The following is a 22,590-nucleotide window of genomic DNA, read 5'->3' on the forward strand; positions in this document are numbered from 1 at the left end:
GCACTTGTATAGCCTGCCCTGATTATATACCAGAAGCCCCAAAACTGCTGCAGATCACGACCAGTTGCTGGTTCCTGTGGCAAATTAAAAAGATATCGGCAGCTAAACTATTGCTGTGCCAGCCTCAGGCAATTTTATTATCTTAGCAGTAGTTACAGCCACGCATATGTCCGAAGAAATCCATACTCTTAGTGCTCCATCTGTGAGCCTGCTCCTGCACGTGTTTCGCCTGAAAGGTCTGGACACGGAGGCGCTTTGCCGGCAGGCGGGGCTGGAGCCGGTGCATTTGCAGGACGTAAACAACCGCGTGCCTGTACAGAACATGCAGGCTCTCTGGGCCGCTGCCATAGCAGCTTCCGGAGACCCTGACCTGGCGCTGCATGCAGGGGAGGCCGTTAACCCGACATCGGCTGGCGTAATTGCGTATGTTATGATGAACGCAGCCACGTTGCACGAGTCGCTGCAGAAGCTTTGCCGCTACCAGGATATTGTGTGTGAGGCCATCAGGACAAGCCTGGAACTGAAAGGAGAGGAGGCGCAGATAAAGCTTCAGGTAATTAGCCCTGTGCTGGCAAACCCACGGCACGCGCTAGATTGTGAACTGGTAGTCTATAAAAATGCATTTGAGGCGCTGGTGGGGCAGCTCGTGCCCCTGAAACAGGTGTTGTTTGTATATCCCAAACCCACCAGCATTGCCGAGCACGAACGATTATTTGCGCCTGCCACCCTGGTTTTTGACGCACCACATAGCGGCTTTGTGCTGCACGCCGATTGCCTGAAACTGCCCGTCGTAACAGCCAACCAGGAGCTGAACCTTGTATTTGAAAAATACGCCCAGGAGTATCTGCAAAAACTGAAGGAGCCAAAAACACTACGCGAGCGGGTGCAGCGCGAAATTACGCAGTTGCTGAAAGGGGAGGAACCAGCCATTAACACCGTGGCCCGCAACCTGGCCATGAGCGTGCGCAGCCTGCAGAGCAAACTCAAGGAAGAAGGTGTAACATACCAGGCCTTGCTTAACGATATCCGGAAAGAAATTGCCCTCAAGCACCTGCACGACAACCAGAACACTATTGCGGATATCGCCTACCTGTTAGGTTTTGCCGAGCCAAGCGTCTTTTCCCGGTCCTTTAAAAAATGGACGGGCCTGCCGCCTGCTCAATACCGGCAACAACTTGCTGTTGCTTAAATGCGAAGCCCAGCAAATCTTTTTTTAGCAAAAACACGCCTTTCCAGAGGCCAGCTCAACAGTATGCGCTAATGGCTGGTCAGAGCACCATTTAGTTACCAGATTAGCCGTATAAGTAATGAACCTTACCGGGTTCGGCGTATGTTCTGCCAGAGCTTAGTGCCAGGCAACCAGAATATTACTTCCTTCTCAGGTTATGAAATAAAAATCCTGAACCGAAGTGTTTTTTTATTGTGAACTTAGCACGAATTTTGTGAGCGGTGAAATAGTAAACCTTGCTTTTCTTTTTTTATAATTCATGTTTGAAGTACTCTTCTTTACCTTCTTGCTCAGCATATCGCCGCTTGGTGAAGCTCGTGCGGGTATTCCTTACGCTATTCTGAACGATGTTCATATTGGCTGGGCATTTTTAATCGGCTTAATTGCCAACCTGTTGATCTACCCGTTGTTTATGTGGCTGATCGACACGTTTAACAAAAAGTTATGGCCAAACCGTGTCTATCGGAAAAGCGTGGTAAAACTGTCGAAGCGTGCCAAGAACGGGGTAGGCGCCGATAACCAGAAATATGGTTTCTGGGGTTTAATGATTTTTGTAATGATTCCGTTGCCAGGAACCGGAGCCTATATGGGTACCATTGCCGCCAATGTGCTGAAAATTGAACGGAAGAAAGCTTTTCTGGCCATTAGTTTAGGTGTGGTGAGTTCTTGTGTTATTATGGCGGCTGCCATGTATTTAGGCGCCAAAGGCATACAGCTGCTGTAGCTTACTGCTGCTGCATGGGCCTCTGAAATTGCCTGTGGCTGTCCGGCTTAGCGCCGTGCAGCCACAGGCAATTTTTATGTTAACCCGCGCTGTGTTGCCGGAACCATGCCAGCGTGTGTTGTATGGCTTCTGGCATAGGCGTTACAGCAAAGTGTGGCAAGGTACGCCTCAGTTTGTCGTCGTGGAGCAGGAGGGTGTTATCCCATAAATAGGCCATCTCCTTTATTTCTCTCATCAGGGGCATAAACATGCTCAGGATATTGAGAAGCGTTTTGCTGTATACCTTATGCTTTGGCCTGGTACCTGCTACAGCGGCTATCTGCTCTTGCCAGGCTTTGATGGATGGAACTATCTCTCCTGCAAAATTATAAAGTGCATACGGCTCTTCCGGCGCTGCAACCGATAGCGCATAAAATGCCCTGGCTGCATCGGGCGTATACACCAACTGGTGCGGAATGTCGTTGCGGATGAGCCATGGCATGGCTTTGCCTGTAAGGGCTCCCCTGAAAATAGGTGCAATACCTTCGTTAACTACATTCGGGCCCCAGAAGTCGGGCAGGCGCAGGTTTATAACATGGCATCTACCGGCAGTGGCTGCTTGTTTCAGGAGCTGCTCCAGCTTAACCCGTAGCTGGCCTTTGCGGGAGCACGGAGTTTCGGGGCTGGTTTCCGTTATGTGAGTGGTGAGGCCGAAGTTGTAAATATTTCCCGGAAAAAGAATGGTGGCTTTAGCTGGTGTGGCAGCCTCTATTACAAGGTTCGTAATTCGCTCCATGTTGCCTTCCCACTGGGGGTAAGGGTAATTAATGCCATAGAAAATATGTGTGGCCGTGGCCGACAGACTTTTCAAAAGCTCTAAATTGGTTGCATCACCTTCCACCAGGGTTAGGTCAGGGTGATCGGGAAACAGCTTTTGTGCCTTTTGTTTGTTTCGAACCAGTAATGTGGTTTGCTCCTGGTGTGCTAATAGCTCTTTTGTAAAGGCATACCCTATGCTGCCTGTTCCGCCTAAAACTACGTACTGTCTTTTTACCTGTGTCGTCATGGTCTTTGCCTTTAGTGATAGTACAAAGATCTGGGAGTGAGGTGTAATCAGTTATGACACATGCCGTAATTCACTTGATGTATTGCGCATTTTTTGAGGTGCGAAACTTTTAGTAGTTGTGAATGAAGTGCTAAAAGACGGCGCTGCACTGTAAAGGCAGCAATTCAGGTAAAAGGACAGAAGACTTTTGTCCGAATCAGGTGTTACAGGATTTTAAGATGTTAAGGATGTTGCTCAGGTTTGCCTAGAAGAACATTTTAATTAATCGGTCAGGCCCTTAAAATTCAAATGAATTAACAATTCAGCAAATAACAATTCAACAATTAACAGCCAACAACCAAATTATTCAGATGAAAATGGCCTCCAAAAGGTTTTTTGCTTCGGAGGTGCCAAGGGTCATAATGGGAGTTATTGTGCCATTTCTACACCAAGTATAGCGTCGCCTACCAGCAATTGGTGCACCACCTCCATGCCATCTACTACTTTTGCGAAAATAGTGTAGCGGCCATTGAGGTGAGGTGTAGGGGAGTGAGTGATGAACCATTGGTTACTTTCGGTGTCTTTTCCTGCAGATGCCATACCTACATAGCCTTCCTGAAACTTTAAAGGCGCAAACTCCGATCGGATCGAGTAGTCGGAGCTGCCCCAACCATCGCCCCGCTTATCACCGCCCTGCACCACAAAGTTCGGCACTACCCTGTGAAAACTGAGCCCGTTAAAAAAGCCTTGTCTGGTTAATTCTACAAAGTTAGCCACTGTACCGGGTGCCTCCTCTACCAATAGCTGCATCCGAATATCGCCTTTGCCGGTTTTAATCTTTACCAATTGTTCTGTGGGTATAGTTTTGACCAGGGCCCAGTTAATAGGATGCGTAAAAGGGTTTTTGGGAGGTTCAGAAGCAGTTTTGCCACTCAGGAAATCGATGGTTTTCTGCAGCTCTATGTTTGTTTCCATGTCGCGAGGGAGTTGCAGCTTTTGCTGAGCCTGCTTCAGAAAGCCAGCGTCCTGGTAAGTTTCGCGGTAGTTCAGCTTCGGTTCTCTGATTACGCCTGCCGCTATGCCTGTTAGTGCCACATCGCCCGACAATATGGCTCGTTTCAACAGATCGGCAAAATCCTGCTCCAACGCTTCCGGAAAATCGGCCTGTTGACGCATGGCAGCCAGTGCTTCTATGCCGTAAGTAGCTATAACAGGTTGTTTGGCGGTAAATGTTTCGGCTTCTATAAACTTGTAGTTCGCATAATCGGCAGACAGGGCTTTAAGCAGATGCGCTTTAGCGTAAGGGTTTTGAGCGGTTGTATACAATTGCTTGTACTGGTTGCTGATGCGGCTCTTTACCACACTGTTGTGCAGGGTTACCCACATCAGGCCGGCTTTAACACGTTCGTCTTTTACCTGGCTTAGTGGCTGTTGCAGGCGGGCTGCATTTACAAACCGGGCATTGGCCTGCAGGAATTCTGCAGTGGCCACGGCTACCTGTATGTTCTTGTCGTGCAGAGCTGCCAGAATAGCTGCTTCTATCTCCTCAAAGTCTTCTATGCCAGCCATGGCGCGTATAGCATTTATGCGTACACGGTAATCGGGGTCGCTTTGCGCTATGCCCGACAGAAAACTGGCTTTGTCGCGGGTTCTTACTTTGGCCATGGCTTGCGCAAGGGCCATACGCATTTCAGGGTTAGGGTCGGAGGTGGCGGCACTTAAAATAGGTTGCCGGAACTGGGTAAGATCTATTCTGGGGGTGCGGGCCAGGTATTGAGCTGCTGCCAGTCTGGCTTCAGGTGCATCGGTTTGGGCCAGGAGCTGCAAGGCTTTATCGGTGGTTCTGATGCTGTGCCGTTGCCGCAGGCCCAGGTAATAGAGGCCCCATGCCTGCCCCGCCTGCGCCTGTGCTGATGTAGCTTTAAGAGTTGCCAGGTACTCTGCGCCCGCCCTGGTCGATACCTTGCCCAGCGCTTCAAGCAGGGTGGCCTGCACACTCGGCTGTTGCTCGTGTGGCAGGTGTAAGATAAGCGCAGATTCTGCTTTCTCGTGCCCGATCTGGCCAATAGCAAAGGCCGCCGCTTCGCGAACAGCAGTTGTTGTGTCGGAGAGCATGGAGAGGAGCGGGGGCAGCGCCAGCGTATCTTGTACAGAGGCAAACGCAAGTGCTGCCTCCTGCCTGTAAAGTGCTTTGGAGTGGTTCAGGTAAGCGAGCAGTTCGGCTGTTTTCCGCTCATCCTGCAGGGTTCTGATAGCTACCAGCGTCGCATCATGAAATTTGTTTGCCGGTGCTACAGGGGCAATGCTCTGTTGCGGTTGTTGCCAGCAAGCGGCCAGAAAAGAAATTCCGGCTAAGAAATATAATAATCTGATTTTCATGAAGATGATTGGTTGCGCAAGGTAATATATAATAAAAATAAGAATAATGTGTTAGAATAACAGATGTTGTTGTTGCCTGACAGGCTATTCCGCACAAAGTCTGCTCCTCTTAAAGGGTTTAATACAGCAATAAATCAACTATTTTGGTATTTTGTAGACGAGTTGAATACGTATTGTTAAAATTAACCAGCTAAAACAATAGTTGTAGCTTTTGTAGGTGAAAATTTTGAAAACTGTTTTTTTCTATGTATGTTTAATTTCATTTAATCCCTGAAGGTATGTCGAACTTTAGCTTAAAGTTGTTTGAAAATGCCTACCAGCTGGAGCCGAAAGCTGAGCAAAGGTTAACAGGTGCCATATATGCTGCTATTAGCATTAACCTGATTCTGCTGCTTTACCTTGCCTACTCAAACGGGTTTTTGGTAGGCTTGCTTATTTTTATGTCGAATTTATTTTTTGCTGCCTATTTCTGTAAATTTTTATGGTACCAATACAGGCCACAGTATCGGTTACATTTTACATTAACAACAGGTGGCGTGCGCTATCGTACTGTTTCTGCACAAAAAGAACAGGAGTTTGAATGGGAAGAAGTTGATGTTGTGCGCTTTGAGCAGGACAGGCTTCTTTTCGTTCTGAAAAATGATGAACAGCATGAAATAGGCATGGACAAAATTCAGAGTCCAACTATTCTGCAGCAAGCCAGAAGAAAGATAAAGAAAATAGCCAAGAAGAAAGACATTATGGTTGTGGTTTAAGGTTGTCGCCTCACTTAATTTTATATGTATATAAACCTTTACCCACACAAGCAGCTTGACAAAACGAAGTCGTTTTTTTCAAAATCAGGATTTTTTTTAATTGCCGGCGGGTCTTACTCTTTATTTAACGAAGTCTGGTTCCGCGACGAAACAAGGCTGCCTATGTCTGTTGCTGCCGCCTCGCTTGTAGTTGGTGGTGTTGTAGGTCTCTGCGTCGGGTTAGACAAGATCCGGCTGAAAGATGCTTTTTTCTCTATGAACCCCGAGCAGATTCGGTTCCGGCTAACGGTATATGGCCGCGAGCAAAGTTTACTATGGAACGAAGTAGCCAGCGTTAGCATTTCAACTTACCAGGTTGTGTTTCTGATGAAGAACGGCAAGCAGGTGAAAATGAGAACAGGGGCTATACAAGCCGAAGAGGTGGCGCACCACGTGCAAACCAGCATCAGATTAGCCGCCATGGAAAAACGTATTGCCGTTAATGGAGTCTCTATGGGCCAGCTAACTACCTCAGGAGCCTCTTAAATGGCTCCAGCGCAAATGCGCTATACACGTTCACCGCCAAACCCTTGAATCAAAAACGAATGAAAATGCTTTGGAAGGCTATTTTCATTCAAATAATTGCTGCGCGTTTTCGGAATTTTAGTGGTTAAGGTACAATATCGCCATTTTCAGCCTGGCACCGGCTCTCATTCCCGTTGTTTAACTGGCGCCTTTAAGTTAGAAATGCTTTTTCCGATTTACAGGCGATTAGGAGCAGGTGAGGCTGTAGTATCTGGGTTTTCAGCATAAACTGAAACGGAACCGATACATTCTTTAAAACTTAGCAAACCGGGGATTTAAAAAAAGCTCTTGCACGCCATAGCATGCAAGAGCTTGTAACAAGAGACGAAGGGAGCCAGTTAGGCAGCCATGCGCATATCGGAGGGGTTCTGCAGGAGCGGACGCACCCTGTTCTGAAGCCTGTCGGTTGCAAAAGACTGCTGCAGGTACAGGGGCAGTTCGGCTATAAAAGCCTCGTATTGCTCTAAACCCATTGCCTGCGCCACATAACACTCATGCACCCCGTTCAGGTAACTTACAATCTCCAGCAGCGACTCATGAAATAGCTTAAAGTCGATACCCGATTGTATAAAACGCTCGATCTCGCGGTGCGATGATGAAATGCGCAGACGCGACAGCAGATCGAAAATAGTGGTGTAGCCCATACGCCAGGTCAGCTGTTGCCAATGCTGCGGACCAAACTTCTGCAGCACTTCACCAGTGCGGCTGCTCCTGATGGCAGTTGCCTGGTTCGACTGCACCTGCTGCCTTACAACCTTCGCTTTTATGCGGCGGGTTGTGCGCAGAAATTGCCCGATCTGCGACTGTGCCTCAAGTTCTTTACCAGCCATTTGTAAGCCAGGTTTGTAATGAGCCAGCGGTAACCGCCTCACACTAAAGTCATCGTAACTTCCGGCTGCATAAAAACTGATGGCTCTTGGGTATGCGTTTTTTACAACCAAGCGGCCTGCTTCCCGCATAAGCATACCCTCGTGCGTAGTCTTCACCTGGCGGGTATACAGAAAAGCCTGCAAGCCGGCAAACACTGTATAGTACGCCTGCGGGAACGTCCAGTGCAACGCATTTTTAATGTAAGCCTCATCGCCAAGCTCTGCTGTGGCACGCATGGCATATTCGGTGCTCCAACTCTTAAGCAGTAGTTGCTTTACTGTTGCTACATCCTGGTCCGAAAGCGCCGCAGGAACTTCCTTAAAAAAAGCAAGCTGGTCCAGGCCTCCCGCATCAAAATATTTTATGTGGTAGTTTATGGCGAAGAAGTAGTTCAGAAACACCTGCGCCGGAATAGACTTTTGCCACTCCTTGTCCAGCTGTTTCTGCTCATCCGGAAATAAGGAAATGGTATTATTTTCTTCTCTCTCTTTCATGATAATAAAACAAAACCATAGTGCCTTTAGTTGCAAATAACTAAAAAAATTAGCTTAAATAATTGAAGTTATTGTGCTGTAAATCAATAGTATTTATACGAATGCTAAAAATATTAGTTATTTAATTGAGTGGTCTTTTTATATTCTCGTTTTTGATGCAGTGCATTAGAAATACCTTATTTATACAACCTGAGCGCTCTCCTGAAAGTATGTACTAAAATATAGTATTTTTCAAGACCAGGCATGGATATTTCATACATCATAAATGAGCTGGGGGAGGATCGGGAGCATTACTTTAATGCCGTTGCGCCTCCTATTATACAAACCAGTAATTTTGCCAGTAACACGGTAGAAGACCTCAGGCAAAAGATGCTGCATGAGCCGGAGGCAACCTTGTACACGCGCGGCAACAACCCTACCGTAACCATGCTCGAAAAGAAAATAGCAGCATTGGAGGGAGCAGAGCACGCTATTGCGTTTGGGAGCGGCATGGGAGCCGTATCGGCGGCAGTACTCTCGCAGGTGCGGGCCGGCGACCATGTGGTAAGTGTCAGAAAACCTTATTCCTGGACCAATGCCCTGATGCGTAAGCTGCTGCCACGGTTTGGTGTAGAGGTAACTATGGTAGACGGAACAAATGCTGAAAATTTCCGGAGCGCCCTTAAACCCACTACCAAACTGCTGTACCTAGAAAGTCCCAACTCCTATACCTTTGAGCTGCAGGATATTGAGGCAGTAGTAGCCATCGCCAGAGCACATAACCTGGTCACCATTATCGATAACAGCTTTGCCAGCCCTATAAACCAAAACCCGATTAGTATGGGCGTAGACCTGGTGGTGCACTCAGCTACCAAATACATTGGCGGCCACTCCGATACCATGGGCGGTGTGATCTGTGGCCGCAGAGAAACAATTAACCAGATTTTTGTTTCGGAGTTTATGACGCTGGGCGCGGTGCTCTCGCCGCACGATGCCTGGCTGCTTCTGCGGGGGCTGCGCACCATGCCAGTGCGAATGGCGCAGGTAGCCGAAACAACCAGAGAAGTGGTGGCCTGGCTCGAAAAACAGGCTAAAATAGAGCAGGTGCTGTTTCCGTTCCTGCCTTCGCACCCGCAATACGAACTTGCAAAAAAGCAACTGCGCAACAACACGGGCCAGTTTTCTGTGCTGCTCAAAACAGACGATATAGGTAAGGTAGAGCTATTCTGCAACAGCCTGCAGCACTTCCTGATGGCTGCCTCGTGGGGTGGGCACGAGTCGCTTATCTTCCCGATTGCAGCCTCGTATGCCCCGGGTAAGCTCAAGCCCACGATGCCGTTTAACCTGGTCCGTTTCTATATCGGGCTCGAAGACGCTGAGTATCTGATCCGAGACATCGAGCAGGCTCTCGATAAAGTCTGAAAGGCCTTCCGGAGATAAGAGACCTCTCCGGAAGGCCTTTTTCATGTACATAATTTAATCTGGTGCACTTGCTTTTTACTTGACTACCCGCAGCCTGAAGCAGCTGCAAATTTTATGAAAATAAACTGATAACCTGCAAACACAAAGCGTATGAATCGGTATGGACAAACGTTTACTTTTTTACTTATTGTAAGTTGTTTTTTGCTAGGAGCTGGTAAGGCAAATGGCCAGACCTTTTACGATCCTTTTGAAGGGACAGGAGATATTGGTGGTGCAACAGAAACTCAGGGTACCACCAATAACGGCTGGACAACCCACAGGAACTCAAAAGCAGGCATTATTCCGATTGTGGAAGGAAGCTTACGTTATGCAGGGCTGCAGGAGCCCATTGGCAACAAAGTGCTGCTCCCCGGCGACAATGCCAACGTGTCACGCGATGTAAGTGTGGCGCTGAATTTGGCGGCAGGTACAACAGTGGTGTATTATGCAGCGCTTGTAGAGGTCATAGACAGAACACAACTCAGCGCCACCACCTTCGATTATTTTATGCACCTGGGCAGCAGCAGCACCACCCACCAGGCCCGGCTGGGCATAAAGAGCGTTAATGCCAGAAACAATTTCAGGCTGAGTATCCAGAACAGCACAGGCGGAAGCCCCGACCAAACAGAATTTCCGATGGACCTGGCATTTGGCACTACCTATCTCGTGGTCGTGAAATACGATTTTGGAGCAGCCGGCAATTCGGTGGCTACGCTGTGGGTGAACCCAACAGACGTAGGTGGGGCAGAGCCAGCGGGCGGCGTGGCCAACAGTAGCGGCACGGCCAAACCAGCTTCTATAGCAATTGTCAGTCTTCGGAATGGAATTAACACACCCAAAGCGCATATAGATGAAGTACGGGTTGGTACCACCTGGGCAGCTGTTACGCCTGCCGCGCTTGTTACCAGTGCGGGGCAGGCTGCTGCACCAGGCGCTTTTATGGTGTATCCTAACCCGGCAGTTAACGGGCAGCCATTGCAGTTTGCGTTTCCGGAGCATGTGGCAAGTCAGCCAAACCTAAACCTTTCAGTTTGGGCGGTTGATGGCCGCCTGGTATTTGAAGCATCCGGTGATCGCGAGGATGTGCAAAAATTGCTGAACACTAACATGGCAAACATATCAAACGGCCTGTTTATCATTAAAGTCCAAGCCGGGAAAGAGCTGTTTCAGGCAAAGGTTATAAAAAAATAAATTTTTGATTCGGGAATTAAGACGCGGTATATATGCAACTGTATAGACTGCGTTTTCACTTATCGGAATCAGAAATTTCATCACCTTGAGAAAAACGACCTATATCACGACACACTATTTTTTGATTTGTAAAAATGGTGATACAAGTTTTAATAAGTTATGGCGCTGTCTATAACATCAGTAAGCAACTAATTAATTTATTTGACCAACAATTTAGCAATTCAGCCATTTAACAATCAGAGATTAAATTATTCAAATGAAAACAGCCTTCAGAAGGTAGCAGACCTTCTTTCGATCCAAGGGTTAATGACCTTATCAGGAGTGGCAGCATTGGGAGTGTATGTGGCCGGATTTGTAGCAAAACGTAAGGCAAAGGCCGCAACAGCTGGTCAGTAACCGGCTGCTGTGTCGTCTCCGCGAGGGTCAGCGCCTCCTTCTAATTTGCCGTTCGGCAACACAAGAATGGCATCTACTCTTCCAATCTGGCCTCGCTGTTTCAGGTGGTAGCCTTTGCTGGCGAGAGTAGTTCTGGTGGCTGGTGCCAAGGCCTCTGATTCGTGCTGCACCTCATCTGGCAACCATTGGTGGTGAAAGCGCGGAGCAGCCACGGCTTGTTGCATCGTCATGTTATGTTCGGTTACGTTCAGGATCGTCTGGAAAACCGAGGTGATGATAGTAGAGCCTCCGGGTGTGCCTACAACCATAAATAGCTTCCCGTCTTTTTCGAGAATGGTAGGTGTCATGGAGCTAAGCATGCGCTTGTGAGGGGCAATAGCATTTGCCTGCCCTCCTACCAGACCGTACATGTTTGGTGTGCCGGGCTTTATGCTGAAATCGTCCATTTCGTTGTTGAGCAGGAAACCAGCTCCCTGCACCATCACCTTAGAACCATAGCTGCCGTTTAGAGTAGTCGTAACAGAAATAGCGTTGCCCTTACTGTCTACTATGCTGTAATGGGTTGTCTGCTCTGACTCGTGGTATGCCAGTTCGCCAGCTTTTACGGCTGCCGATGGCGTTGCCTGCTCCAGCGACACATCGGCCATGCGGTGCAGGAGGTATTCTTTGTCCAGAAGCTTCTGTGTCGGCACTTCGATAAAGTCGGGGTCGCCGAGGTAGGTGGCTCTGTCTGCGTAAACGCGGCGTTCTGCCTCTGTTATAACCTGTACGGTAGCGGGCTGCTGCCAGCCATAGGTCTTTAAAGGGAATTTCTCGACCATGGTGAGGAGCTGCAGCAAAGCTATGCCGCCACTGGATGGCGGAGGCATAGAAATAATCTTAAAGTTGCGGTAGGTGCCTGTTACAGGTGCGCGCCAGACTGATTTGTAGTTTTTCAGGTCTTCATAAGATATCAGGCCACCACCTTTCTTCATTTCCTGCACCAGCAGATCAGCCGTTTCGCCAGCGTAAAACCCTTCGCGTCCTTTGTCGCGGATGCGTTCCAGGGTATGGGCCAGGTCGGGTAAATAGAACGTTTCGCCAGACAGCCAGGGTTGCTCTTTTACCAGGCAGGGGAGGTGCTTGTTGTGGGCTATAAAGTGCTGGCGGTTTGCATTCAGGCCATTAGCCTCTTTGGCGGTAAGTACTACGCCGTTTTTTGCCAGATCTATGGCAGGTTGCACCAGTTCAGCAAAGGGCATGGAGCCAAGCTTCTGGTGAAGTTTCAGCATGCCATCTACAGTGCCGGGTACGCCTGCAGCCAGGTGCCCCAGCAGGCTTAAGTTCGGGATCGTGTTACCCTGCGCATCGAGGTACATGGCAGGCGTGGCCAGAGCGGGTGCTGTTTCGCGGTAGTCGAGAGAGCCGGTTTCGCCGGTATGGTGCCTGAACACAGCAAAGCCTCCGCCACCGATATTGCCTGCTGCCGGGTGACAAACGGCCAGTGCAAACTGTGTGGCAATGGCGGCATCGTAAGCATTACCTCCTTTCCGCAGTATGTCGAGCCCGATACGGGTGGCATCAGGATGCGCCGATACGACCATGGCGTTATCTGCTAGTACTCCTCTGGCTGCCGCTGCATCAGGTTTAGGAGTGCTGGTGCAACTGTAGCCGATAAAAGCAATCGAGTATAGGGCAGCTTTCAAAAATGACAGGAAGCGGGTGCTATGGCTGTAGCAGGGGCGTGTAAAGGTTTCGGGCATAGTAGTTGGTTAGGTTGGTTGCTTTTGCAGTAGGCGTGTTGGTTAGACTAGTTTGCAAGTAGTTGGCAGAAGAAAACCCTTGGCGCTCACACGCGAAAAAACCTTCTGGAGGCCGTTTTTATTAGAATAATTTACTTTCTGTCTGCTTTTGATTGTTGCTTATCGGGAAGCTAACTTGTTAAATGGTTTCATTGCTGAATGGCTGATTAAAGATTGTCTGTGCCAAAGCATTGCTTTCTGTCAGAAGCAGGATTATGTCTGGATCAGAATTTGCAGAATGTAAAAATAAACTGAATTGATAGCCTCAGAAACACACTGCCTAATCAGTCAATCTCTCCTTGTTATCCTGAAAGGATCTTGTGGGAAAGAAGCAGAAGCACCAGCTACAGGCTAGATCCTGATCCTATAGATCCTCTCACTCACTTAAAATTTCTCCAAACTACCCTTTTAGCAATTGCCTACGAGTAATTATTTGAATAAAAATGGCCTTCCGAAGGAATTTAATCAGAATCTTGTCAAGGGTCTGTCTGGTATAGAACTATTTGTGCAGCACTGGATACGTAAATAGTTGATAGGGTTAAGCCACGTGTTATCAGAGTGTTTTGCGAATGTTACTTTCCGGACCAGAACCTAATATACAAAAAAAGCCGGCTAATTATTAGCCGGCTTTCCTGTTTTATTAAAAGGTGCTGTTACAGTAAATCGTTGTTGATAATGGCAACAGCTTCTTCTACATATATATCTGTTTTAAGCGATTTAAGGAAGGCATTGTTACGGGCCACCTTACCTGTGTCGCCTTTAAGAGCGTTTAGATCTTGAGGCAATCGCGATACTTGTAGCACCGGAACTTCTTTCTGAGCTTCCTCAAACCGCTTCGCTTCGGCTTCCGCTTTTTTCTCTTCCGCTAAATAAGTGGTGTACTTCAGCGAGCGGGTCGTGTTGTCGGAGAGTTGCTTCAGGCGTTTGGCACTTTCTTCGATCAGGTTAAAGCTCTGGTTGCTGGCAATACGCTTGCGGCTGTTAGCCTGAATTTTAGCGACATTAATTTTGCTGTTTGTCCAGGGCTTGTATTTAGCCGGTGCAATTTCGTCGAACGGCAATGGGTACTCCTGGTCTTTCTCGCCCATTTCGAGGTAGCTGTAAGTGTCCGGCAATTCAATGTCAGGTCTTACGCCTCTCAGTTGGGTTGTTCCGCCATTTATTCTGTAGAACTTCTGAGTTGTAAGCTTTAAGGCTCCAAATGGTTTAAAGGCATCGTACTGAGAAGACAAGGCATCGTCGAGTTCGAAGAACTGCTGCACAGTACCTTTACCATACGTTGGGCTACCTACAATTACAGCACGCTTATAATCTTGCATGGCGGCTGCCAGAATTTCGGAGGCGGAGGCGCTGTTACCATTTACCAATACAACCAACGGACCAGAGAACTGCACTTGCGGCCCCGGATCGTCTAGTACGGCTACTTTACCTGATTTAGTTTTTACCTGCACGATAGGTCCCTGGTCTATAAACAGGCCAGCCATCTCAATCGCATCTGCCAAAGAACCGCCACCGTTGTTGCGCAGATCCAGTACAAGGCCTTCAGCACCAGCCGATTTCAGCTTTTCTACTTCTTTCTTCACATCAGCACCACTGTTGCGGCCACCTTCTTTGCGGTCGAAGTTGGCGTAAAAACCAGGTAGGTTAATGTAGCCAATTTTCTTGGAGTCTTCTATAAGGGCAGACTGTGCAAATGTTTCTTCAATAATAATAAGGTCGCGCACAATCGGGATAACTCTGGAACTACCATCTGGCTTTCTTACTGTTAAGCGAACTTCGGTTCCTTTTTTACCTCTTATCAGCTGAATGGCATCATCGAGGCGCATGCCTTCTACCAGCACGGGCTCCTGCTCGGCCTGGGCTACTTTAACAATAGCGTCGCCTGGTTTCAGTTCGCCCTGGCGGTAAGATGGGCTGCCGGGCACAATTTCCATTACCTTTATCTGTCCGTCTTTCTCCTGCAGCGAGGCGCCAATTCCTTCGAGCGTGCCGGTAAATTCTACATCGAACTGCGACTTGGCTTTCGGGAGCAGGTAGTTCGTGTGCGGGTCGTACACATTGGTAATGGCGTTGATGTAAGTAGAGCGGCGCTCGTCTCTGGTAATTTTGCCTAAACGCTTGTAAAGCTCGTCGTACGACTGCATTACTTTTTTACGCGCCTCATCCTCTAATTGAGCAAAAGTCTTTTTCTCCGTTTTCGGGTCGCTTTTCAGGCCTGCTTCCTGCCTTTCCTGCAGGCCGGTGAGCTGTACCAGCGTTTGGTACTTGAGCTGCTTGCGCCAGGCTTCTTTTAGGGCTGCAGCATCTTTGGCATAAGCCAGCTTTTTGCCATCCAGCTCAATCGATTCTTCTTTCTCAAAGTCGAAAGGTTTTTCCAGCATCTCTTTGTAGTAAGCAGCTGCTTCCTGCGTGCGTTTCTCGATCAGGTCGGCCGATACATCAAAAAGCTCATAAGAGCCCATCTTTAACTGGTCGTCGATCTGGGTCTCGTATTTGCGAAGCTGCGCTACGTCAGATTCTAATAAGAATTTCTTGTTGTAGTCGAGGCGTTGCAGGTAGAGGTTAAACACTTTCTTCGAAAAGGCATCGTCTACTTTTTCTGGTTGGTAATGCACACTATTCAGGCCCTGCATCAGCGCCTGAATAAGTATTTCATTTTTTCCTTCGGGTGTATAGTTCTTGCTGTAAAGTATAAACGAGCCTGTTACAAGTATAACAGCCAATACCGACAGCAATATTTTTATTCTGGTTGTCAAGGATAGCATCTGTTTTGTATGTTGAACTAATTAACTAATACGCAAAAGTGATGCCGTAGATTTTGTCGGCATTCAAAAAAAAGCGTATTAAGATGTAATGTAAGCAAATGTTGCCACTTTGCAAAAGCTCTGGCAGCGCCAAAGGAGTTTGGGCCGGCCAGCCATTATAGGTAATTACAGCTCTTTACAGATAAGCCGCCCAGGCTGCCTGCTGCTGCAAGAGGTTTGTGGAAGTAGTGATTTGTAATAACCGATATTTCTGATTTTTCGTTTCCAATGGGAGGAACAAAAGCAACAAAGCTATGAAAAAGACAGATGAAGAAGTAGTGCAGGTGCTACAGGAACTAACCGAGTTTGTAAACGACAGAGTAAAGGGCTACGAACACGCCGCGAACGAAACCAAGAACCCCGGGCATATATCGTTTTACAGAGAGTTGGCTAGCCAGAGCCGCAAATTCGCCGACGAACTGAACAAGGAAATAAGCACCTTTGGCGGGAACCCGGAAACAGATACTACCATAAAAGGTAAATTTTACCGCCAGTGGATGGACTTAAAAGCTACCCTTACCGGGAAAGATGAAAATGCCATTATTAATTCGAACCTGTATGGCGAAGAATGGGCTCAAAAAGCTTACGATGATGCCCTGGCCAGTGCTGCTTTACCACAAGGTTTACAGCAGATAGTGGAACGGCAAAAACAGGCCTCGTTGCAAGCCTGTGACCAGTTAAAGAAAATGAAAGATTCCTGAATTTAAAAAAACGGATAAAGGAAGGGGCTACACCAGGCCCTTTCTTTTTGGGCAATAGCAGCAGGAAATGATTATGAAGAGGATTTTATTTTTTGGAGATAGCCTGACTGCCGGTTATGGCCTTATGGCATCGCAGGCATATCCGGGGCTTATTCAGCAAAAGTTGCTGGAGCATGGGCATGCATACACAGCCATAAATGCAGGCTTAAGCGGCGATACAACCGCTGGAGGAGTTCACCGGATAGAAAGGTGGTTAGACCAGCCAATTGCTATTTTTGTTTTGGCTCTTGGTGCCAATGATGGCTTGAGAGGAATACCTGCCAGAGAAACTTCGCAGAACCTACAGGAAATAATTAATAAGGTAAAGAAGAAATGCCCCGATGCCAAAATACTGTTGTCGGGCATGGAAATACCTGCTATTGTGCCCGGTCGCTATGCTGCAGAGTTCAGGGTGTTGTTCCGGGAGCTGGCTCTCCGCAACAACATTCATTTTCTGCCTTTCCTGCTGGAAGGAGTTGTTGGTATGCGGCACCTGAACCTGCCTGATGGCATACACCCAAATGCAGAAGGGCACAAGCAGCTGGCAGCTCATACCTGGTCAGTACTGAAGGAGTTGCTTTAGAAGTTACTGGGGCACACCTTATTGAAAGCGTGCCCCAGTTATGCTAAAGTCCTGATCGTTTTCTGAGAATATCTTTCTGGTCCAGCCTAAACCGCATGGCTTGTTCCATTTGTGCTCTCTTCTCTTTTTCAGTGTTTCGCGCCCAAACACTAAAAGGATTAGCCAGCGCTTCATCCTCCGACTTCAGAGTCGATCCGAACTCATCAATGGCATCTTTATGCGCATCAATGGCTTCATCCCAATATGCCATGTCAAAATCTTCTGGCTTGGTTTCGCGCAGTTTTTTTACTTCTTCCTGTTGGTCTTCATGCAGCGTTTCGGGTACTGATACGCCGTAGCTGCTGGCAAAATCGCGTAGTTCATCTTTTTTAGAAGAATATAGCTCTGCCATTTGCTGGCCATATTGCCGAACCTGGTCCGATTGGCCTTTTTCGGCTGCTAGCCGGCCCATTTCGATCTGCATTAAGCTGGCTCGGGCCATAAACGGAATAAGTTCTTTTTTCTCTTCAGTAAGGGCTTCTGTGTCACCGGCAACAGCTTCGTTTACTTCTCCGGTAGAGGTTGTCTGTTGCTCAGTGGTAGTGCCGGAGTCGCAGGCGGCAAAGGCGAAGGTGCCAAATACTGCACTGGCTATAAGAATGTATTTTCGCATAGTTTATAAACTTTAGGTATAGTGTTTACCTAATGCATACGAAACTATTTAAAATTGTTTACCAAGGTTGTAAGAGAAGCTGCGTGCAAGCATGTTATAGAGGTTTGTAAGCGAAAGCGGTTTGGCTATAAATCCGGCAACTGCCCCATATCGTTGCGCCTCCTCTGCATGGGTATAGTTACTGCCAGGTGTCAGGAGCGAAATGTTGGTGGGTTGCGTTATGTGGTAGTTAAGCTGATGGTACACCTCCAGAAACAACAGGCTCTCGTTGTCTGGTAGGTTCATGTCCAGCAGAATCAGGTCCGGAAAGGAGAGGCCTGTACCAGAACAGGAGTTATGCAGCAGTTCCAGCGCCTCAGGCACACTGTAGCAAACTGATAAAAGGTCGCATACATTCGCATCTTCCAGTACAATCTGGGAGAACAAATTATGAATAGGATCATTGTTTACAAGCAGAATGTGGTGCAGATGTTCCATTGCTTTGTTTGTTCTAAATGCTCTAAATAATAATAGAATATTGCAATATATAACAAATTTCAGCTAGAACAAATGATTTTCAGTATATTTATTTAAAGATTTAATTAATGTTATTTAAGGTGTTGATAACCAACTACTTATTTTAATTTTAAGCTAAATATTTATTGTGGAGAGGATGGAATAATATTTTCATAGATAAGGTGGTGAAACTAACAGCTCTTGAAGAACAAAGTACTGAGTATTCAGTAAAAGTGTAGAATAAGAATGCCGAGAATAATCGTTAAAATTAAACTAACTGATATTATACAGATATTTACTACAGATGAAAAGTCCCCCCTTTGTAGCCGATCTGTTAGGAAAAAGCAGCTTGCAAGCTCGCACTAGCAAACAATATTAGAAAAGGAAGCTATGATTTTCCCATACAAGATAGGCTTCATAGGAATACAAAATACGCACTGCGTAACTTTAGTTAAGCTAACTAAAGAGAAAAAATCTTATGCCTCATTGCTCGTAAAGTGGCTGTAGAAAGTGTGTCGTATTAATTCCGGAAAGGGTAGAGGCGGTTTATAGATGAGTTGCAATGTAAATATATTGTTTAAAAAAGAAGGCTGCCTCAGTTAAGAGGCAGCCTTCTTTTAAATTTAGTTAGCTTTTGCAAACATGCAGAAAAGCTTAATAATAAATATGTTCACCTCTGTTGCTCTGGAAGTGAGTTTCGAAGTAACGGGCATCTTCATCTGTTTCTGGTTTGAAGCCCAATACTATGTTGCCTTCTTTTATGCCTGACTCGTATACTTTGGCACGTTCTTCAGGAATACCAGCACCTACTAGGGCACCAATTAAACCACCTGTTAAACCGCCTGCGCCTGCGCCCGCCAAACCTGCCGCCAGCGGACCAGCCACTATAAGGCCAAGACCAGGTATCGCAATAGATGTGCCTATGGCAGCTACAGCACCAACAATGGCTCCGAGTGTACCACCAATCGCAGATCCTGCACCAGCACCTTCTAACGACTTGTTACCTAATTCAGTGTTCTCAGGGTTGTCTCCGAAATGACGCTTACGAGCATCATCAGACATTACTACATTAATATTGTCTTTATCGTAGCCACGTGAACGAAGCTCGTTGTAAGCTCTTTCAGCACTGTCTCTATCTCTGAACATTGCTGTCATCATGCCAGCGTTATCTCTGTCGTTTGTCATAGTTTTATAGTTTATGTTAATAGGAATGTAAAAAATAAATTTAGTACAGTCGTTTAGTTTTAACGGCTATAACTTTTATTAGTTTCGGGTAAGGGCAGCCTTCTTAATTTGTTAATAGCCTTGCCGTTGCAACATGTAGAGTTTAAAAAAATCCCCACCGGTCGGGTGGGGATCTTTTTAAACTCAGTCAACTAAAGAGATTATCTGGTTATGCCCGTGTCAGCAACTGGCATAATAATGCCATCAACTACGTGGATCACACCGTTAGATGCTTTTACATCTGGCTTTACTATGGTGGCACCACCAATAGTCGTTGTATTGGCTGTTACATCAATCGGGATGTACATGTTGTCTCCTGCACCTATACGTTGGGTGCTTGAGAATTGAGCAGACGAAACATCAGCACCAAGGAAGTGTGACTGCAGCGTCTGGATAAGTTCTGCTTTGTTTTCTGGCTTCATCAGGTATTCTAGTTTACCTGATGGAAGTGCTGCAAAGGCTTTGTTAGTAGGGGCAAATACAGTAAATGGTCCTTCAGCATCTAAGGCAGTTGCCATTTCGGCATGTTCTACCAGTGCTACAAAAGTAGAGAGGTTACCGTTAGATTTGGCTAACTCCAACACGCCCATTTGTCTTGTGTCGTCTATTTCGTCGAACATGTCGCCATAAGAAATATCATCGGTCATGGCAAGGCTTTCGCTACTAATTCCCGCCAAAGATTCCGTGGCACCGGCTGCTGTTGCTTCGGTACCAGTCATTTCCGTAGAGGTATCTGTGCCGCTCATCTGGTCATCAGTACCTGCCATTGTCTGGGTTTCGCTCATCGTAGTGTCATCCATGGCGGTACTGTCCATCTGGTCAGTAGAACTGGCACAGCTAAACATAGTCATTGATATTACAGCAATAGCTGCTAGTGGTCTTAACATTCTCTTTTTCATAGTATCAGTCTTAATAAATTAACAATTTGCTTTTAGCAAGGCTTTACTTAAAAAGCAGTTGCTAATTACATATTCCTATTAAACTGAAAAATCGAAAAAATGTTAACTTTTTTATAAAGTAATTTTGAGATGAAGCTTAATAGTTGTATTTATAGTCTTATTTCTATATAGCTTAAACCAAGCTGTAGACTCTTTTTACCACTAAAATTTAACTGTTTACTTAATTTTTATGTATTTAAGAAAATTATGGTTTACTTGGTTAATAACAAAAATGCAAATTAATTAACTAGCCGCTTTTTCAATAGGTATAAATATTATAAGATTCAGGAAAAGAGATTGAGGTGGGAGTAAAGTGCAGTAACTGCCATGTGTGCCTATACTGCTCACTATGTTAGAAACACATGAACGGGAGAATAGGTTAAAACGGATACTAGAGACCAAATTTAAGGCTGTTTGCGACACAACTGGGCAAAAAAATAAGGCGGTTGGAGCCGCCTTATTTCAAGTTCTACTGAAGGTATCAATTATATACTTTTACAACAAACACATAGTCTTTTAGCTTCTTCAACTGATTTGTCCGGCTATTACCTGTCAGGTGGTTATAGCGGGGTAAGGCTATTTCTGTTGAGTCGGAGCCTGGCATATCGCCGAGCACTTTCAGCAGGTACGCCGATTTTACTGCAAAAGCTGCTCCTTCCTGACCTGCCTGTTTGCCGCTTATAATTCCGATCAGGTGGCCTTTGTCGTCGAGTAGCGGGCCACCGCTGTTGCCGGGGTTAAGCGGAATAGATATCTGGTAAGCAGTTGTGTCGCCCTCGAAGCCGGAGGACGAGCTGAGCGAACCTTCGCCAAACACAATGTCTTCGCGCGGATAGCCAAGTGTGAATACCTTTTCTCCAAGGTCAGATTCAGTTGTTTTAAACGTATAAGGCAGCTTCCCGAAACCCTCGAAAGTGGGATCTTCTATTTTTAAAATAGCCAGGTCATGGGTCTTGTCGCGGTACACAGCCGTTACTTTGTAACGAAGGCCAGCTTTATTTTCAATCATAACCGAATCTGCGCCTTGTATAACGTGCGAGTTCGTTACAATGTACCCATCCGAAGAAACGGCAAAGCCGGTACCACTGAAGCGGGCAGCCCGCGGAGCTGGTTTTTCGGCTTCTGTGCCAATAATGCCATCAATAATGGCACGTTGTTCTTTTTTAATACGCTCCACCTCACGGCGTAGCTCTACGTAGCGGGCTGTTTGCTGCTGCACAGGTTCCTTCAGTTGCTGTACGCTCCAAAGCGTGCCGAACACTGAAAGTAACGAAACGCTGGCCGCTACAGCCATGGTCTGGCGATGCTTGTTCCAGAAAACCTTAAACAGCGATGGTGTAGCTGCAGGCGCCTCTATTTCGGCATGTAGCATGTCGAGCTTGTGCCTGAGCGACTGCCGCTGCCCGTGCTGGCGCATAGCCTTCAGTAGTGTCTGGTGTTCGCGCACTTTTTCTGCCAGCCTGGAGTCTGTTTGCAAAAGCGCCTCAAAGGTCACTTTTTCATCTGCTAGCATGCTGCCGCTGATGTAGCGTTCTATCTGCTCATATATGCTGTAGTCAAACATCTTTTGTTTTTCTAAATGCCTTCGGAAAAGGCGTTAACCCTTATCAGGTTGTTTAAACTTGCGGCTTGTAGGCCGTGAAAAAAAGCTTCTTTAAGCGTTGCAGGCACTTGTACTTCTGGTTTTTAGCCGTATCGGAATTCGTATAGCCAAACTTATCGGTAATATCCTGCATGTTCTGCATGTGTATGTAATAGGCTTCGATCAGGCTGCGGCAGGGCTCACCAAGCTGCGCCAGGGCATCGCCCATCATGTTAAACTGCCGTTCATTCTCTTCGTGCTGCGCTACCTCCTCTTCTACAAAAAGGAAATCTTCTGCATCGTCTACCTTTACGGCATAACGGCCTTTCTCTGCCAGCCGCTTCAGCCAAAGCCGCCTGCATACCGAGTACAGGTAGGTTTTTATCTGGCAGGTTAGCTCCAGGCTGTTGTCCTTTATTTTCTCGTAAAACACGATAACGCCTTCCTGGTAAATATCCTTCGCTTCGTCCTCGGTTCCGCTGTTGTTCAGGATAAAGTGCGATATCATCGGGAAATGAAGTTTGTAGAGGTAAGCAAGGGCCTTGTCATCGTCCTTACGAATACCCGCTATTATCGCCTCGTCCGTGTCATACAAAGTATTCTTCATTCCATTCAAGATTTAATACGGCAGGGGCTTTTTTGTAACCCACAGAAAAAAAATAAATTATTTTTAAAAAAGGTGGGTTACCTCTATCCGGTTTCTGTATCAAGTTCAAAATCGAAACT

20 protein-coding genes are annotated in these 22,590 nt (G+C 46.8%); 9 read left to right on the forward strand and 11 right to left on the reverse strand.

What is annotated here, in order from left to right; translation table 11 throughout:
• Positions 1-166: 166 nt before the first annotated feature.
• Both FVR03_RS02145 and FVR03_RS02150 read left to right on the forward strand, forming a co-directional pair.
• Positions 167-1,189: an AraC family transcriptional regulator gene (locus tag FVR03_RS02145; protein WP_147920114.1), complete on the forward strand. Its 1,023-nt coding sequence runs from the start codon at positions 167-169 to the stop codon at positions 1,187-1,189.
• Positions 1,190-1,487: 298 nt separating this feature from the next.
• Positions 1,488-1,952, forward strand: coding sequence for a COG2426 family protein (locus tag FVR03_RS02150; RefSeq protein WP_147920115.1), 465 nt, complete (start codon positions 1,488-1,490; stop codon positions 1,950-1,952).
• A 79-nt stretch (positions 1,953-2,031) separates the two neighbouring features.
• Here the strand turns inward: FVR03_RS02150 and FVR03_RS02155 are convergent, their stop codons facing one another.
• Both FVR03_RS02155 and FVR03_RS02160 read right to left on the reverse strand, forming a co-directional pair.
• Entirely contained in the window at positions 2,032-2,997 is a 966-nt protein-coding gene (locus FVR03_RS02155; protein WP_147920116.1) for an NAD(P)H-binding protein, read from the reverse strand.
• 408 nt (positions 2,998-3,405) lie between these two features.
• On the reverse strand, positions 3,406-5,355 hold the full coding sequence (locus FVR03_RS02160; RefSeq protein WP_147920117.1) for a peptidylprolyl isomerase: 1,950 nt from the start codon (positions 5,353-5,355) through the stop codon (positions 3,406-3,408).
• A gap of 278 nt (positions 5,356-5,633) precedes the next feature.
• Between FVR03_RS02160 and FVR03_RS02165 the strand changes: the two genes are divergently transcribed.
• Together FVR03_RS02165 and FVR03_RS02170 are read left to right on the forward strand one after the other, a co-directional pair.
• Entirely contained in the window at positions 5,634-6,110 is a 477-nt protein-coding gene (locus FVR03_RS02165) for a hypothetical protein (RefSeq protein ID WP_147920118.1), read from the forward strand.
• Between the two features lie 24 nt (positions 6,111-6,134).
• Positions 6,135-6,635, forward strand: coding sequence for a hypothetical protein (locus FVR03_RS02170; RefSeq protein WP_147920119.1), 501 nt, complete (start codon positions 6,135-6,137; stop codon positions 6,633-6,635).
• Between the two features lie 377 nt (positions 6,636-7,012).
• Here FVR03_RS02170 and FVR03_RS02175 read toward each other — a convergent pair whose 3' ends face one another.
• Positions 7,013-8,038 carry a hypothetical protein gene (locus tag FVR03_RS02175; protein WP_147920120.1) on the reverse strand — a complete coding sequence of 342 codons (1,026 nt, stop codon included), beginning with the start codon at positions 8,036-8,038 and terminating at the stop codon, positions 7,013-7,015.
• A gap of 243 nt (positions 8,039-8,281) precedes the next feature.
• Between FVR03_RS02175 and FVR03_RS02180 the strand changes: the two genes are divergently transcribed.
• The 3 genes from FVR03_RS02180 to FVR03_RS02190 all read left to right on the forward strand — a co-directional run bounded on the left by FVR03_RS02180 (position 8,282) and on the right by FVR03_RS02190 (position 11,065).
• Positions 8,282-9,439 carry a trans-sulfuration enzyme family protein gene (locus tag FVR03_RS02180; RefSeq protein ID WP_147920121.1) on the forward strand — a complete coding sequence of 386 codons (1,158 nt, stop codon included), beginning with the start codon at positions 8,282-8,284 and terminating at the stop codon, positions 9,437-9,439.
• Positions 9,440-9,589: 150 nt separating this feature from the next.
• Positions 9,590-10,669 carry a T9SS type A sorting domain-containing protein gene (locus tag FVR03_RS02185; RefSeq protein WP_147920122.1) on the forward strand — a complete coding sequence of 360 codons (1,080 nt, stop codon included), beginning with the start codon at positions 9,590-9,592 and terminating at the stop codon, positions 10,667-10,669.
• A 201-nt stretch (positions 10,670-10,870) separates the two neighbouring features.
• Positions 10,871-11,065, forward strand: a complete 195-nt coding sequence (locus tag FVR03_RS02190; RefSeq protein WP_147920123.1) for a hypothetical protein — start codon at positions 10,871-10,873, stop codon at positions 11,063-11,065.
• Here FVR03_RS02190 and ggt read toward each other — a convergent pair.
• Together ggt and FVR03_RS02200 are read right to left on the reverse strand one after the other, a co-directional pair.
• Positions 11,059-12,807 carry a gamma-glutamyltransferase gene (ggt, locus tag FVR03_RS02195; RefSeq protein WP_439651033.1) on the reverse strand — a complete coding sequence of 583 codons (1,749 nt, stop codon included), beginning with the start codon at positions 12,805-12,807 and terminating at the stop codon, positions 11,059-11,061. The two genes, FVR03_RS02190 and ggt, sit on opposite strands and share 7 nt — an antisense overlap.
• Before the next feature lie 692 nt (positions 12,808-13,499).
• On the reverse strand, positions 13,500-15,611 hold the full coding sequence (locus FVR03_RS02200) for a carboxy terminal-processing peptidase (RefSeq protein ID WP_147920124.1): 2,112 nt from the start codon (positions 15,609-15,611) through the stop codon (positions 13,500-13,502).
• Positions 15,612-15,904: 293 nt separating this feature from the next.
• Here FVR03_RS02200 and FVR03_RS02205 point away from each other — a divergent pair, with 293 nt between their 5' ends.
• Positions 15,905-16,351, forward strand: coding sequence for a ferritin-like domain-containing protein (locus FVR03_RS02205; RefSeq protein WP_147920125.1), 447 nt, complete (start codon positions 15,905-15,907; stop codon positions 16,349-16,351).
• Between the two features lie 73 nt (positions 16,352-16,424).
• Positions 16,425-16,973 (forward strand): arylesterase, encoded by a 549-nt coding sequence (locus FVR03_RS02210; RefSeq protein ID WP_147920126.1) that lies wholly within the window; start codon positions 16,425-16,427, stop codon positions 16,971-16,973.
• A gap of 43 nt (positions 16,974-17,016) precedes the next feature.
• On the opposite strand, the gene FVR03_RS02215 is transcribed toward FVR03_RS02210, so the two are convergent.
• From FVR03_RS02215 to FVR03_RS02240, 6 genes are all read right to left on the reverse strand, one after another.
• Positions 17,017-17,625 (reverse strand): DUF4142 domain-containing protein, encoded by a 609-nt coding sequence (locus FVR03_RS02215; RefSeq protein WP_147920127.1) that lies wholly within the window; start codon positions 17,623-17,625, stop codon positions 17,017-17,019.
• Between the two features lie 48 nt (positions 17,626-17,673).
• Positions 17,674-18,102, reverse strand: coding sequence for a response regulator (locus FVR03_RS02220; RefSeq protein ID WP_147920128.1), 429 nt, complete (start codon positions 18,100-18,102; stop codon positions 17,674-17,676).
• 672 nt (positions 18,103-18,774) lie between these two features.
• Entirely contained in the window at positions 18,775-19,305 is a 531-nt protein-coding gene (locus FVR03_RS02225) for a hypothetical protein (protein WP_147920129.1), read from the reverse strand.
• A 200-nt stretch (positions 19,306-19,505) separates the two neighbouring features.
• Positions 19,506-20,189, reverse strand: a complete 684-nt coding sequence (locus FVR03_RS02230) for a fasciclin domain-containing protein (protein WP_187270008.1) — start codon at positions 20,187-20,189, stop codon at positions 19,506-19,508.
• 574 nt (positions 20,190-20,763) lie between these two features.
• Entirely contained in the window at positions 20,764-21,846 is a 1,083-nt protein-coding gene (locus FVR03_RS02235; RefSeq protein WP_147920131.1) for a S1 family peptidase, read from the reverse strand.
• Between the two features lie 52 nt (positions 21,847-21,898).
• Positions 21,899-22,471 carry an RNA polymerase sigma factor gene (locus tag FVR03_RS02240; protein ID WP_147920132.1) on the reverse strand — a complete coding sequence of 191 codons (573 nt, stop codon included), beginning with the start codon at positions 22,469-22,471 and terminating at the stop codon, positions 21,899-21,901.
• Positions 22,472-22,590 lie beyond the last annotated feature (119 nt).

The sequence above is a fragment of the Pontibacter qinzhouensis genome (genome assembly GCF_008017455.1).
GTDB classification, from domain to species: Bacteria; Bacteroidota; Bacteroidia; order Cytophagales; family Hymenobacteraceae; genus Pontibacter; species Pontibacter qinzhouensis.

Bases quoted from the DNA above. Each gene is read 5' to 3' on its own strand.
- FVR03_RS02225 (WP_147920129.1), bottom strand. From the start codon at position 19,305: ATGACAAACGACAGAGATAACGCTGGCATGATGACAGCAATGTTCAGA.
- FVR03_RS02220 (WP_147920128.1), bottom strand. From the start codon at position 18,102: ATGGAACATCTGCACCACATTCTGCTTGTAAACAATGATCCTATTCAT.
- FVR03_RS02210 (WP_147920126.1), top strand. From the start codon at position 16,425: ATGAAGAGGATTTTATTTTTTGGAGATAGCCTGACTGCCGGTTATGGC.
- ggt (WP_439651033.1), bottom strand. From the start codon at position 12,807: ATGCCCGAAACCTTTACACGCCCCTGCTACAGCCATAGCACCCGCTTC.
- FVR03_RS02145 (WP_147920114.1), top strand. From the start codon at position 167: ATGTCCGAAGAAATCCATACTCTTAGTGCTCCATCTGTGAGCCTGCTC.
- FVR03_RS02215 (WP_147920127.1), bottom strand. From the start codon at position 17,625: ATGCGAAAATACATTCTTATAGCCAGTGCAGTATTTGGCACCTTCGCC.
- FVR03_RS02180 (WP_147920121.1), top strand. From the start codon at position 8,282: ATGGATATTTCATACATCATAAATGAGCTGGGGGAGGATCGGGAGCAT.
- FVR03_RS02200 (WP_147920124.1), bottom strand. From the start codon at position 15,611: ATGCTATCCTTGACAACCAGAATAAAAATATTGCTGTCGGTATTGGCT.
- FVR03_RS02150 (WP_147920115.1), top strand. From the start codon at position 1,488: ATGTTTGAAGTACTCTTCTTTACCTTCTTGCTCAGCATATCGCCGCTT.
- FVR03_RS02160 (WP_147920117.1), bottom strand. From the start codon at position 5,355: ATGAAAATCAGATTATTATATTTCTTAGCCGGAATTTCTTTTCTGGCC.
- FVR03_RS02165 (WP_147920118.1), top strand. From the start codon at position 5,634: ATGTCGAACTTTAGCTTAAAGTTGTTTGAAAATGCCTACCAGCTGGAG.
- FVR03_RS02205 (WP_147920125.1), top strand. From the start codon at position 15,905: ATGAAAAAGACAGATGAAGAAGTAGTGCAGGTGCTACAGGAACTAACC.
- FVR03_RS02155 (WP_147920116.1), bottom strand. From the start codon at position 2,997: ATGACGACACAGGTAAAAAGACAGTACGTAGTTTTAGGCGGAACAGGC.
- FVR03_RS02235 (WP_147920131.1), bottom strand. From the start codon at position 21,846: ATGTTTGACTACAGCATATATGAGCAGATAGAACGCTACATCAGCGGC.
- FVR03_RS02175 (WP_147920120.1), bottom strand. From the start codon at position 8,038: ATGAAAGAGAGAGAAGAAAATAATACCATTTCCTTATTTCCGGATGAG.
- FVR03_RS02185 (WP_147920122.1), top strand. From the start codon at position 9,590: ATGAATCGGTATGGACAAACGTTTACTTTTTTACTTATTGTAAGTTGT.
- FVR03_RS02170 (WP_147920119.1), top strand. From the start codon at position 6,135: ATGTATATAAACCTTTACCCACACAAGCAGCTTGACAAAACGAAGTCG.
- FVR03_RS02230 (WP_187270008.1), bottom strand. From the start codon at position 20,189: ATGTTTAGCTGTGCCAGTTCTACTGACCAGATGGACAGTACCGCCATG.
- FVR03_RS02240 (WP_147920132.1), bottom strand. From the start codon at position 22,471: ATGAAGAATACTTTGTATGACACGGACGAGGCGATAATAGCGGGTATT.